The 12,706-nt window shown below is 56.9% G+C and carries 13 protein-coding genes; 11 read left to right on the top strand and 2 right to left on the bottom strand.

Features of this window, described 5'->3' with window-relative positions; genetic code table 11:
- The first annotated feature begins 56 nt into the window (after nt 1-56).
- Nucleotides 57-1,292 (top strand): cysteine--1-D-myo-inosityl 2-amino-2-deoxy-alpha-D-glucopyranoside ligase, encoded by a 1,236-nt coding sequence (gene mshC / locus HMPREF0183_RS07720; protein WP_040348578.1) that lies wholly within the window; start codon nt 57-59, stop codon nt 1,290-1,292.
- Entirely contained in the window at nt 1,289-1,954 is a 666-nt protein-coding gene (locus HMPREF0183_RS07725; protein WP_005884711.1) for an HAD family hydrolase, read from the top strand. Before mshC ends, HMPREF0183_RS07725 begins: the two co-directional genes overlap by 4 nt.
- On the opposite strand, the gene HMPREF0183_RS07730 is transcribed toward HMPREF0183_RS07725, so the two are convergent.
- Entirely contained in the window at nt 1,905-2,741 is an 837-nt protein-coding gene (locus tag HMPREF0183_RS07730) for a RecB family exonuclease (protein WP_005884712.1), read from the bottom strand. The genes HMPREF0183_RS07725 and HMPREF0183_RS07730 overlap by 50 nt on opposite strands.
- Nucleotides 2,742-2,819: 78 nt before the next feature.
- Here HMPREF0183_RS07730 and HMPREF0183_RS07735 point away from each other — a divergent pair, with 78 nt between their 5' ends.
- From HMPREF0183_RS07735 to arc, 3 genes are read left to right on the top strand one after another with little or no spacing between them, the layout of a single operon-like run.
- The gene (locus tag HMPREF0183_RS07735) at nt 2,820-3,974 is read left to right on the top strand and encodes a site-2 protease family protein (RefSeq protein ID WP_005884714.1); all 1,155 of its coding nucleotides are present in this window, start codon (nt 2,820-2,822) and stop codon (nt 3,972-3,974) included.
- A 44-nt stretch (nt 3,975-4,018) separates the two neighbouring features.
- The gene (locus HMPREF0183_RS07740) at nt 4,019-5,035 is read left to right on the top strand and encodes a tRNA (adenine-N1)-methyltransferase (protein ID WP_005884716.1); all 1,017 of its coding nucleotides are present in this window, start codon (nt 4,019-4,021) and stop codon (nt 5,033-5,035) included.
- On the top strand, nt 5,032-6,582 hold the full coding sequence (arc, locus tag HMPREF0183_RS07745) for a proteasome ATPase (protein WP_005884718.1): 1,551 nt from the start codon (nt 5,032-5,034) through the stop codon (nt 6,580-6,582). Before HMPREF0183_RS07740 ends, arc begins: the two co-directional genes overlap by 4 nt.
- Nucleotides 6,583-6,615: 33 nt before the next feature.
- Here arc and HMPREF0183_RS07750 read toward each other — a convergent pair whose 3' ends face one another.
- Nucleotides 6,616-6,999, bottom strand: coding sequence for a DUF3054 domain-containing protein (locus tag HMPREF0183_RS07750; protein ID WP_005884719.1), 384 nt, complete (start codon nt 6,997-6,999; stop codon nt 6,616-6,618).
- 28 nt (nt 7,000-7,027) lie between these two features.
- On the opposite strand from HMPREF0183_RS07750, the gene dop reads away from it, so the two are divergent.
- The 6 genes from dop to HMPREF0183_RS07780 are packed head-to-tail and all read left to right on the top strand — an operon-like array spanning nt 7,028 to nt 12,685.
- Complete coding sequence (gene dop, locus HMPREF0183_RS07755) at nt 7,028-8,557, top strand: depupylase/deamidase Dop (protein WP_005884721.1); 1,530 nt, start codon at nt 7,028-7,030, stop codon at nt 8,555-8,557.
- A gap of 1 nt (nt 8,558) precedes the next feature.
- Nucleotides 8,559-8,747, top strand: a complete 189-nt coding sequence (locus tag HMPREF0183_RS07760; RefSeq protein WP_005884723.1) for a ubiquitin-like protein Pup — start codon at nt 8,559-8,561, stop codon at nt 8,745-8,747.
- On the top strand, nt 8,744-9,541 hold the full coding sequence (gene prcB, locus HMPREF0183_RS07765; protein WP_005884725.1) for a proteasome subunit beta: 798 nt from the start codon (nt 8,744-8,746) through the stop codon (nt 9,539-9,541). Before HMPREF0183_RS07760 ends, prcB begins: the two co-directional genes overlap by 4 nt.
- Complete coding sequence (prcA, locus tag HMPREF0183_RS07770; protein WP_005884727.1) at nt 9,538-10,269, top strand: proteasome subunit alpha; 732 nt, start codon at nt 9,538-9,540, stop codon at nt 10,267-10,269. The genes prcB and prcA overlap by 4 nt, the downstream gene beginning before the upstream one ends.
- Entirely contained in the window at nt 10,266-11,726 is a 1,461-nt protein-coding gene (gene pafA, locus HMPREF0183_RS07775) for a Pup--protein ligase (protein WP_005884729.1), read from the top strand. The genes prcA and pafA overlap by 4 nt, the downstream gene beginning before the upstream one ends.
- 23 nt (nt 11,727-11,749) lie before the next feature.
- Nucleotides 11,750-12,685: an FKBP-type peptidyl-prolyl cis-trans isomerase gene (locus HMPREF0183_RS07780; protein ID WP_005884731.1), complete on the top strand. Its 936-nt coding sequence runs from the start codon at nt 11,750-11,752 to the stop codon at nt 12,683-12,685.
- Nucleotides 12,686-12,706 lie beyond the last annotated feature (21 nt).

A 12,706-nucleotide genomic window follows, 5' to 3' on the forward strand; every position in this document is an offset into this window, starting at 1 on the left:
CGCTCCACAACGCGCACAAACGAGCGCAGAACGCGTACGAACGTTATGCTGGCTGTGTGAAACCTTGGACACCACCACATGTTCCTGCGCTTGTACGATCAAGCGAACCCCCCACCGTGTACTGCACACGTGCACGTGGGCCGCTACGCAAACTGGTACGTGGAGACGAAGCTAAACTGTATGTGTGCGGTATCACGCCGTATGATGCCACGCACTTGGGTCACGCATCCACATACGTTGCCTTTGATGTTCTTCATCGTCTGTGGATCGACGCAGGCTATTCGGTCACGTACGTGCAAAACATCACCGACGTCGACGACCCACTCCTCGAACGTGCTCAGGCGACAGGCGTTGACTGGCAAGAACTTGCGCGCGAACAAATCGACCTTTTCCGTTCCGACATGGAAGCTCTGCGGGTCATCCCGCCAACGCACTATATCGGGGCAGTTGAAGCCATGGATATTGTGGCTCGCAGCGTGGTTGAACTCTTAGACAAGGGATTCGCATACAGCCTAGATAACGGAGACGTCTACTTCAAGATCGACTCGTCGTACAAACCGCCTTTTGGCTCAGTGTCTCACTACGACGCGGATACCATGGCCAAGCTCTTCGCTGAGCGCGGGGGAGACCCGGACGTTGCCGGAAAAGAGAACCCACTCGACCCACTTCTGTGGCGTGCCAAGCGAGAAGGCGAACCGTCGTGGGACCCTGACGGGCTACCTGCAGGACGTCCTGGGTGGCACATCGAATGTACCGCTATTGCCCAGGAATACGCTGGACTGCCTTTGCATGTTCAGGGAGGTGGCAACGACCTGGCGTTTCCGCACCACGAAATGGGTGCAGCCCACGCAGCCGCGTGGCTCGATACTCCGCTGGCGCAGTCGTATATGCACACCGGAATGGTGGGCTACGAAGGCGAAAAGATGAGCAAGTCTTTAGGCAATTTGGTGTTGGTTTCACAGTTGCGTGAACAAGGCGTGGACCCCATGGCCATTCGTCTCACAATTCTTGACCACCACTACCGGTCTGACTGGATGTACGACGACGGTGCGTTGGCTAAAGCCACGGAACGTTTAGAACAGTGGAGGCGTGCCGCACAATGTGGAAGCCACTACGTCTCAAAGGACGTTGTCCGGGAACTGCGGGAATGCTTGGCTGACGACCTCGACACACCAACCGCACTTTCTCTTATTGACGACTGGGCTGCCGCACGCGATCAAAACACTTCTGAGAGTGAATCGGAAGCAGTTGTCAAAGCCGTTGACGCGTTGCTGGGGATTCAGCTGGCATGAGCCTCAATTACGACGCCGTGCTGTGGGACATGGACGGAACTCTCGTCGACACAGAGCCGTACTGGATGGCAGCTGAAACCGAACTCATGGCGGCTCACGGGCTTGAGTGGACGCACGAACAAGCAATGCTCATGGTGGGTAACACGCTGACTAAGTCAGCAGATATCATGCGATCCTTCGGTCTGCCGCTGGCCACCGACGAAGTGGTCCAAACCCTATTGCGTGGTGTCATCGCACGGGTCCACGAGCGTATTCCGTTTAGAGCAGGGGCCCAGGAACTGATCGCGTCGTTGCAGGCGGCTGACGTGCCCATGGCACTTGTCACAATGTCGTACCGGTCGCTTGCTCAAGCGGTGGTCGACGGGCTTCCGGAAGGCACCTTTCGCACGTTGATTACAGGGGACGAAGTATCTCGCGGAAAGCCTGACCCCGAACCATATCTCACAGGGGCAGCGTCCTTGAGTGTCGATCCCGCCGCTTGTATCGCGTTGGAAAACTCGGTTCCCGGAATGGCAAGCGCAATTGCCGCAGGCACGTTGACCGTGGGAATCCCTAACCACGTCCCTTTGGAAGAACAGCCTGGTGCGATTCTGATTGAAACCTTGGACGGGCTTAACGCTGAATCTCTGGGAAATCTGGTTCGACCTCTGCAAGGTTCGTAATCTCTGGAGCTTCTGGGGCTTCATTGCCCCACGCAGGGCATAAGTTTTTGAAGTAACACCAGTTGCACAGTGGCGATTTCTTGGGCCTCCAGTTACCAGATTCAGCGCATCCAGTGATGTCGTTCCACACGTCAGCAACCTGGAAAAACGTGCGTTGAATGTCCTGCATGGTGGGCTGGAGCTCTTTCACATTCCCAGATCCCAAATACATCAGTTGCAACGTGTGCACAGTTTCACCGGTGAGCAAATAGTGGACGAGCGCGTAGAACCGCATCTGAAAATCTGCGTCACCAGAATACTGAGGCTTGGGCGCTTTCCCAGTCTTGTAATCCACCAAACGCACTTCACCGCCGGGTGCACGGTCGACCCGGTCGATAAAACCACGGAGCTTCAAGCCGCCAGGAAGTACCGTTTGCACAAACTTTTCACGGGCATCAGGCTCTAAGTTCTGGGGAAGCTCCAGAGCAAAGTACGCGCGAACAAGAGCCTGCGATTCCGAAAAGAGCCTGTCCCTGTCAGTCTGTTCTGGAAAAAGATCTGGAACATCAGAATTTTCTTGTGCGAGTGACGCATAAGTGGGTTTGATAAGGGTGGTAGCGTGGTCGAGCGTGCGTTCACGGGAAGGTACGTCAAAGAGCTGTTCAAGAACCGCGTGAACAAGGGTTCCTTTAAACGCAGCCGCCGACGGCGGTTCAGGGATTTTGTCCACGCTTCTGAAACGGAACTTAAGAGGGCACGAAACAAAGTCATTTGCCCGCGACGGGGAAAGTGCGATGAGTTCAGCCATAGAACAACAATAGCGACATCGAGCCACGCAGGGACCAAATAGCACGCCCAGGGACCGTTGGGCCGATAGGATAAAGCCATGCCACACGCCAAACAACAGGGAGCATCAAACGGCCTGATCATTGGCCGTTTTTTGGGCACCCCAATTATTTTGGCGTGGTCGTGGTTCGTTGCCGCCGCGGTCATTACGATGCTGTTTACCCCGTGGGTGCGACACTTCAGCCCAGACTTAGGGATCGGTGCGTGGTTTGTCGCATTTACGTACGCATTGTTGCTGTTTAGTTCGGTGTTCTTACACGAGCTTGCGCATGCGATCGCGGGAACGCTGACAGGGCAAAAGGTTGCAGCGATCGAACTCAACATTTGGGGTGGCTTCACCCGTTTTGAACCTCGCACGGACGACAACTCAGCTCGAGCTGCCACTCACAGTTTCATCATTTCGATCGTTGGTCCGTTTGTGAACATTGGACTGGGAGCCTTGGGATGGTGGGGTATGTCCTCCACCCAACAGGGCTCGGTCACATGGCTGCTTCTTCTAGCATTTACTTTTGCTAACGCTGCGCTCGGTTTCATCAACCTTCTGCCCGGTATCCCACTGGACGGTGGGTGGGCACTTCAGGCACTCATCTGGCGTGTGACCCGCTCCCAGTTCACTGGAACCATCATGGCGGCTCTCATTGGCCGCATCATCGCAGTCTTGTTCATCGTGGGTGCGATTGTTGGGCCTCTTATCGCTGGTCGGAAACCGGACATCATCACACTGATTTGGACCTCGGCGATCGCCAGCATGCTGTGGTTCTCGGCAGCCGATGCAGCCAAACACGCCCAGCGAGCCCGGCGAATGGAAACTTACGACCTCAAGAAGGTCATCCAACCGGCAATCGCAGCGTCGTGGAACGCAAGCATTGACGCGACACTGGAGTATGCCGATTCAGTTGCTGGTCCGTCCACAATCGTCGTGATCCTCAACGAACGAGGCCTACCGTACGGGCTCTTGGACCGTCACGCGGCAACCCAAGCGATCGTGAACACTAACGCGGCAGATGATTTGGTGCACAGTTACGCGAACCCGTTGGGAGGTTGGATTGGTGTCCCGGAAGACATCAGTGCGCCACACCTTCTGGAATCCCTCACGCACCGCCCCAAGGCACAGTTCTGCCTTGTCATGCACGACAGCACGCTCACCGGGGTCATCGACCTGCAAGAATTCTTTGACGAATTGCTCCACGTATAGAACAGCTCCGCTGTCCGTTGTCAGGACACGCTAGAGTTGATGGGGTGACTTCACAACACGCAACAGGAGCCCAGGATCGTCGCGGGCACTTTCGTGTCGGCGACAAAGTGCAATTGACCGACCCTAAAGGTCGGCTCCACACGATCATGTTGCAACCGGGCCACGTATTCCACACCCACAAGGGCCAGCTTTTTCACGACGATCTGATCGGCCAGCCTGAAGGCACGGTGATTGCCAACACGGCAGGCGTTGACTATCAGGTGGTGCGCCCCCTGTACGAAGATTTCGTGCTGTCCATGCCTCGAGGTGCTGCGGTCATCTACCCCAAGGATGCTGCGCTAATCGTCACCTTGGGTGATATTTTCCCAGGTGCCACCGTCGTCGAGGCAGGCGTTGGATCCGGTGCGCTCACACTTGCTCTTTTGCGCGCCGTGGGAGACTCGGGTGTCGTCCACAGTTTTGAGCGACGCGAGGAATTCGCTCAGATCGCCCAGGGCAATATTGAAGATTTCTTCGCCAGGCCTCACCCAGCCTGGAAGCTCAGCATTGGCGACCTCGCCCACGAACTTCCGAATGCGTACCAGGCTGGCGAAGTCGACCGGGTTGTTCTCGATATGCTCGCACCGTGGGAATGTATTGAAGCTGTTTCGCACGCATTGTGTCCCGGTGGCGTTGTCGTGTGCTACGTGGCCACGGTGCCACAGATGTCTCGCACGGTTGATGCGCTCAAGGCAAGTGGTCTCTACACCGAACCGCGCGCACTTGAAAGCACAGTGCGTGACTGGCACGTCGAAGGGCTGGCCGTTCGCCCAGAACACCGTATGATCGGCCACACGGGTTTCTTGGTTTTCGCGAGGCGCCTGGCACCCGGCGCAACGCCACTTGAGAAAAAGAAACGTCCGCAGGGCCAACAGCCCTCACAAGAAGACATTGATGCATGGCAGTCTGGCGAAGTGACAGACGAGGCGTTGGGAATCCCCAACACAACAGGTAAGAAGCTCCGCAGAGCTGCTCGAGAAGCAGGAAAGCGAGCCCAGATCATTGGTCAGGAGGAATCATGACAGAAGCTGAGTTGCCCAAGGTGCGTCAGGAACTTGCTGGCCTGCGCCAGCAGCTGTTTAACGCTTCGAAACGCAATGAAGCCCTGACAAAAACCCTGCGTCAAGCGCGTGACGAACTTGAGCGTATTCGCGCAGAAGCTAACGCTCTCACCGAACCGCCCAACTCGTACGCGACGGTGGTGCAAGCCGTGCCAGGTGAAAACCTGCGATGTGACGTTCACTACGCGGGCCGCAAAATGCGGGTGGCGGTCGCGCCCGAGGTGGAAGCGAGCGACCTGCAAGCAGGCCGAACCGTGTTGCTGTCCGAGGGCCTGGTGGTTCTGAAAGCGCTGGACTTCCATGCTGCAGGCACTGTTGTCGCTGTGCGCGAAGTACTGGGTGACCGCGTGCTTGTGGGTGGCGTGAATGACGAAGAACAGATCTACTCGCTGGCCGCGCCTTTGCAGGAGATCACGATTCGTCCCGGGGACCACCTGTTAGTGGATTCAAAAACGCAGTTTGCGCTCGAATACGTTGAAAAGCCCGAATCGAACCAGTTGCTTCTCGAAACTGTTCCTGATATTTCGTATAGCGACATTGGGGGACTGGACCACCAGATTGAGGAGATCCAGGACGCTGTCGAACTGCCGTTTGAACACCCGGAACTGTATACAGAACACGGACTCAAACCACCAAAGGGAATTCTGCTGTACGGCCCTCCCGGATGTGGTAAGACCCTCATCGCAAAAGCGGTGGCCAACTCTTTGGCCAAGAGGCGGAAAGACACGTCCACGCGTTCGTATTTCTTAAACATCAAAGGTCCAGAGCTTTTGGACAAGTATGTGGGTGAAACCGAACGGCAGTTGCGCCAGATTTTTGCTCGCGCTAGGGAAAAGGCTACAGCCGGATCGCCAGTTGTGGTGTTCTTCGACGAAATGGAATCACTTTTCCGAACCCGTGGAACCGGTAAATCGTCTGACGTCGAAACCACTGTTGTTCCGCAGCTCTTAGCGGAAATTGACGGTGTGGAGAAACTTGAAAACGTCATTGTGGTGGGTGCGTCAAACCGCGAAGACCTTATCGACCCTGCGATTTTGCGCCCCGGCCGCTTGGACGTCAAGATCCGCATTGAACGGCCAGACGAAAACGGCGCGCGCGATATTTTCAGCAAGTACCTCACGCCTGAACTGCCGATCCACACGGTCGAAACCACAGTCGAAGAAGCGGTAAAAGACCTGATCGACCGGTGCGTGGAAACCATGTATGCGCGAACTGATGAAAACCGGTTCGTCGAAGTCACCTATGTCTCTGGAAAGAAGGAAACGCTGTTCTTTGGCGACTTCATCTCTGGTGCCATGATTTCTAACGTGGTGGACCGCGCCAAGAAACATGCGATCAAGTCCTTGCTGTCAACGGGTGAACGTGGCATCACGTGGGAGCACCTTCACACCGCGATTCGCGAAGAGTTCCGGGAACACGAAGACCTGCCCAACACGTCGAACCCCGACGAGTGGGCACGGGTTTCTGGTAAGAAGGGTGAACGCATCACCCACATGTCAATGTTCTGACACGTGCGGTCACAAGGCGCGAAGTCTTTAGGCTTAGCGGGCGCCTTTTCCTGCGAGTTGGCTGGCCAGTACGCGCCAGCCAACCAGGGTGAACAGGTTGACACCCGAAGCAACCAGAATGAACGGGCCGGCGGTGCCTTCGCCCAGAATGATTCGAATGATCATTCCCACCAAGACCGTTGTCGCCCAGATGCCCACACCGGTGCGAAGCGGAGCTAAAGGCGCGGTCCATACCGCGTTGGCCAGCCACGCGATCGCGAGTGCCGCCATAAACGGCCAAGCGGTGCGCACAATTCCAGAGAACTCAAGGTTCTGAGCGTGGGTGTAATAACCCACAACGGCAAAAAGACACACGAGGACGGCGTCGGTGACTAGGGTGATAAGAAGATGAGACGTTGATTTTCGTGACACGCTCATAGTGTAGATGCGAGCCAGGGAGGTTCACGTGATTAGTGTTCGGCGTGTAATGGGTGCCGAAACCGAGTTCGGCGTATGGCAACCGGGCAACCCCAAAGCCAACCCCATGCGCGATTCGGCGCGGGTTGTCGATGCCTACGCACAACCTCGGGGATTGAAATCAAGCCAGAACTTTTGGGACTTTTCTGCCGAAAGCCCCCTGGCCGATGCCCGCGGTTTCCTCATGAGCGTGGACGACGCGCACATTTCGCAGCTCACGCACCTTCCGGAGTCTCAACCAGAAGCACAGTACCTGGCCAATGTGGTGACGGAAAACGGTGCGCGTCTCTACGTTGACCACGCTCACCCGGAGTATTCCAGCCCCGAAAGCCTGTACCCGCGTGACGTTGTGCTCTACGACCGTGCGGGTGACCTCGTGGCACTCGAGGCGGTGCGCAACCTTGCGAACACAGATCAGCCGGTCAACCTGTACAAGAACAACACCGACTCCAAGGGCGCCTCATATGGGACCCACGAGAACTATCTGGTGGACCGGGCAGTCGAATTCGACCACATCGTTGAAGGGCTCACACCGTTCTTCGTCACCCGCCAGATTCTGTGCGGGTCCGGGCGGGTAGGCATCGGACAGGAAGCCTCAGTTCCCGGCTTCCAGATTTCCTCCCGCGCAGACTTCTTTGAAGAATGCGTGGGCCTGGAAACCACTTTGCGCAGGCCCATCATCAACACGCGCGACGAACCCCACGCCGAACCGTCGCTGTACCGCCGCTTGCACGTGATTATCGGCGACGCAACCCTAGCTGAACCGGCTACCCTGGTGCGCTTTGGTTCCACCTCGCTCGTGCTAGCGCTCATCGAACAGGGCCTGGCGCCTCGGATCCTTCTCAAGGACCCAGTAGAGGCTCTGTACACCGTGTCCCACGACCTCGGGCTGTCTGCGAGCCTTCCGCTGGAAGGCGGGGGAGAGACGACTGCACTTGAGATCCAGCGGGCGTACCTGGAAGCGGTAGAGACACACATGGATCCTGACTGTGAGGCCACCGCCGAGGTCGTTGCAGAGTGGGAGCGTTTCCTTGAGGGACTTGCGTCCGATCCGCTGTCCTTGGCTGATTCGATCGACTGGGTTGCCAAGTACCAACTGCTTCAGGGCTATGTACGCAATCAGAATCTGCCATGGAATCACCCTAAACTGCAGCTCATCGACGTGCAGTACCACGACGTGCGCCCGGAAAAAGGCTTGTTCTACAAGCTCGAAGCTTCGGGCAGAATTCGCCGACTGACAACACCCGAAGCCGTTGAACACGCAGTCGAAAACCCGCAAGCAGACACTCGCGCGTGGTTGCGTGGAACCTTGGTTTCGCGTTTTGGGGAATTCGTCGAATCCGCAAGCTGGGACACCATTGTTCTCAACCTCGGAAATGAATACGTGCGTATTCCTATGCGCTATCCAGAATTTGGAACACGGGAGCTCGCAGAAGAGGCTTTGGCAGACGTGACTGATGCCCAGTCGCTGTTCAAAGCACTGTCACTTATTAAACTGTCAGACAACGAAAGGGAATGAGATGAGCCAATTTCAGCAACACGCCGGTGGCGGAAAAGGGAACAACGACGAATCGGACGAATTCGTCGAAGCAGGCCAGGCCCAGATCAACACGCAGGGTGTCGACGACATTTTGGACGACATTGACTCCATGCTGGAAACGAACGCCGAAGACTTCGTAAAGAACTTCGTGCAAAAGGGTGGCCAGTGAACTCAGGTTTCGACAAGCACTTTTTGGATGCGACCACCAACTCGTTTGTTGAGTTCGCCTCACGCGTGCGCCCGCACGTGCTCCCACAGGTACCGTCGCGGGTGATGTCGCAGCAACTCGACGCTCCGGTAGGTACAACGATCGTCGCGTTCAAAACGGAACGTGGAGTGCTCATGGCAGGTGACCGCCGCGCCACAATGGGCAACCTCATCGCAAGCCACACTATTCAGAAGGTGCACGCAGCTGACTCTGCCTCAGTGATTGGAATCGCGGGCACCGCAGGGCTTGCGCTCGAACTGATTAGGCTCTTCCAACTCGAGCTTGAGCACTACGAAAAAATCGAAGGCACGCCCCTTTCGCTCGAAGGTAAAGCCAACCGGCTGGCCTCCATGCTCCGAGGCAACTTAGGCCTCGCCCTGCAGGGCCTCGCGGTAGTCCCACTCTTTGCCGGCACTGTGCCGGGAACCACCTCGGGCGCTCTCTATTCCTTTGACGTCACAGGCGGGAAATACCAGGAGCTCGACTTCCACTCGATCGGTTCCGGCGCAGGGTTTGCACGCGGCGCTCTGAAAAAACTGTGGAAACCGCAACTGGATGACGACGAAGCGGTCCGCGTCGCCGTACAAACCCTCTACGACGCAGCCGACGACGACTCCGCCACAGGTGGCCCAGACCTGGTGCGCAACATCGCACCGCAGGTCATGACCGTCGATGGCGACGGGGTGAAAGAAGTGCCAGCTGACCAGGTGCTTGAGATTGCTCGCTCAATTGTGACTGGACGGAACAACTCATGACCGCACCGTTTTACGTATCACCAGAACAGCTGATGAAAGACCGCGCGGAGTTCGCGCGGAAGGGAATTGCCCGAGGTCGTTCGGTCATTGTGTGCCGGTACGACTCCGGAATTGCGTTGGTTGCGCACAACCCGTCGTCCACGTTGCACAAGGTCGCGGAAATCTACGACCGCATCGCTTTCGCGGCGGTGGGTAAGTACAACGAGTTCGAAACTCTTCGACAGGCCGGTGTGCGGTACGCCGACCTTCGCGGGTTCTCATACGACCGCGCCGATGTCACGGCCCGTGGACTCACCAACGCGTATGCACAGACCCTGGCAAGCGTATTCACCACCGAATCCAAGCCCTTCGAGGTGGAGCTTGTGGTAGCAGAACTGGGCGAAACTCCCGCTCAGGACCGCCTCTACCGACTGTCTTACGACGGATCGGTCGCCGACGAAAACGACTGCGTGGTCATTGGCGGGAACGCCGAAGTCACCGCGCAACGCATGCACCTCACACCGGGTCTTAAGGATCTAGATTCCACAATCAACACTGCGGTCCGTGCGCTTTTCGGAGACGAGGATCCTGTCGCAGCTCATGTTGAGGCTGCTGTTTTGGACCGCAATACTCAAGCGCGCAGAACATTTGTTCGACTCACAGAAGATCAGGTTCGCCAGGCGCTCGAACGGGCGGGGCAGGACAGCAAGCAAACAGACGAAACACCTGAGGAAGAGACCGGCGAATGAAACGCATTTTCGGTTTAGAGACAGAATTCGGGATTGCTTACGCTCCATCAGGCGGTCGCCGTCTGGGCCCAGAAGAGGTTGCCCGCTACCTGTTCAAGCCGGTGGTGGCATGGGGCAGGTCCTCAAACGTGTTTCTGCCCAACGGTTCCCGTCTGTACTTGGACGTAGGTTCACACCCGGAATACGCCACCGCCGAATGCGACCGTCTCGATGACCTGATCGCACAAGACAGTGCTGGAACCGTCATCATGCAGGACCTCTTGAACCGGGCAAACCAAGCCCTCAACGATGATGGCTATGACGGCACGCCGCACCTGTTTAAGAACAATTCTGACTCCGCGGGCAACTCGTACGGAAGCCACGAAAACTTCCTCATCCGCAGGAACATGGATTTCGCCCACTTAACCAGCACGCTCTTACCTTTCCTCGTGGTACGGCAGCTCATGGTGGGGGCCGGCGCCATCATTCCACGCCAAGTCACCACGGCGATGCCAGCCGTGCAGACTAACCGCGCCAACCCCCATGCTGCACAGACCGTAGCCACTCCCACCTCGGACGTGGTCTTTGGACTTTCCGGCCGATCCGATGTCATGTGGGAGGGAGTGTCCAGTGCGACCACACGTTCGCGTCCCATCATCAACGCACGCGACGAACCCCACGCGGACGCTGAAAAGTACCGCAGGTTGCACGTGATCGTGGGGGACTCGTCCATGGCGCAACCCACCACGCAACTCAAGGTCGGATCGGCGGCTCTGATCCTGGACATGATCGAAACCGGTGTGCCACTCCGGGACTTGACGCTGTCGGACCCCATTCGCGACATCCGCGTGATTGCCCGTGACCTGACGGGTACAACCCCACTGGAGCTGAAGGCCGGGGGAACACTTACACCACTGGAGCTTCTCGAAATCTACCTGGAAGCGGCCACCAAGATTGTGGACCGCGGGGACCACAGCGTGGGCGATGACCAGACCGCGCGTGACGTGCTCGATCTGTGGGGACGCATGTGTGAGGCGGTTCGCTCACAGGACTTCTCAGCAGTCGACACCGAAATTGACTGGGTAATTAAGAAGAAGATCCTTGATCGCTACATGGACCGTTCAGACGTTGAACTGAGCGACCCGCGGATTCGTCGGCTTGAACTTGCCTATCACGACGTGACCCCAGGAGTGGGGCTGGTCGAAAAAATGCAAGCAGGCGGGTTGATTGCGCAAACCGTGAGTGACACCGACATCGCAACTGCCAAGGACGTGCCACCCCAGACCACGCGGGCAAAGATTCGTGGCGCGTTTGTTCAAGCAGCCGTGGACCACCGTGCCGACTTCACGGTTGATTGGGTGCACTTGCGTCTTAACGCACACGCACAACGTGCCGTGACGCTTCGCGATCCCTTTGTGTCTACCAGCGAACACGCAGATGAACTCATCGCGTGTCTGAATGGTTCTGAGTTAGCATAACTAGGGCAATAGAGAGGAAGCCAGTGAAAAAACTTGTGTGCGCGGTCGCCGTTTCAGCTCTAGTCCTGACCGGCTGCGGTGGCAAAGAAGACGAACCCACGTCAACCGATCAACAAGAACAGAAACAGAACGGGTCAATTGACGACATCAAGGTTTCTGGCGAAACCAACAAGAAGCCAGAAGTCGAAGTCAAAACCCCTTTTGCGGCTGAAAACGCACACAAGACTCTGGAACAGGGATCGGGGAAGAAGGCAGACAAAGGCCTTCAGGTCACTGCTCACTACACAGTGGTTTCTGGTGAGTCCGGCAAAGTAGTCGAATCGTCATATGACTCGAAGCCATCTGGTTTCCCCGTGGATGACCAGCAGATTAGCAAGCGCCTCTTTGACGCCATTGTGGGTGTTCAAGAAGGTGGCCGTGTTCTTATGGTGGAGAACGCCAGCCCGGGCGGAAACCAGCCAAACCAGACTCTCATCTACGTGTGGGACATTGTGAAGGTCGACAAGACGCCGGAAATCCTGTCGAAGGCTGAAGGAACAGAGAAAGAGATTCCCGGCGACCTGCCACAAGTGACACGGGACAAGGATGGAAAACCATCCATTTCTCAACCAAAGGGTGACGCACCGAAAGAGCTGACGGTTAAGCCGGCAATTGAGGGTGACGGGCCAGTGGTCAAAGAAGGTCAAAAGGTCAGTGTCCACTACACGGGTTGGCTGTGGGATGACACGAGCAAACCGTTTGACTCAAGTTGGGATCGTGGACAACCGTTTTCCTTTACCCCTGGTGCCGGTGAAGTCATCGCCGGATGGGAAGAAGGCGTGACGGGTCAAAAGGTCGGTTCGCAGATTCTGCTGGTCGTTCCCGCCGATAAGGGTTACGGTGACGCTGGGTCACCGCCCAACATCCCAGGAGGCGCCACGCTGGTGTTCGTCGTCGACATCTTGGCTGCTGTGGGCTAATGGTTGCGGCTCCGGTTCGCA

The organism is Brevibacterium mcbrellneri ATCC 49030 (assembly GCF_000178455.1).
Lineage (GTDB): Bacteria > Actinomycetota > Actinomycetes > Actinomycetales > Brevibacteriaceae > Brevibacterium > Brevibacterium mcbrellneri.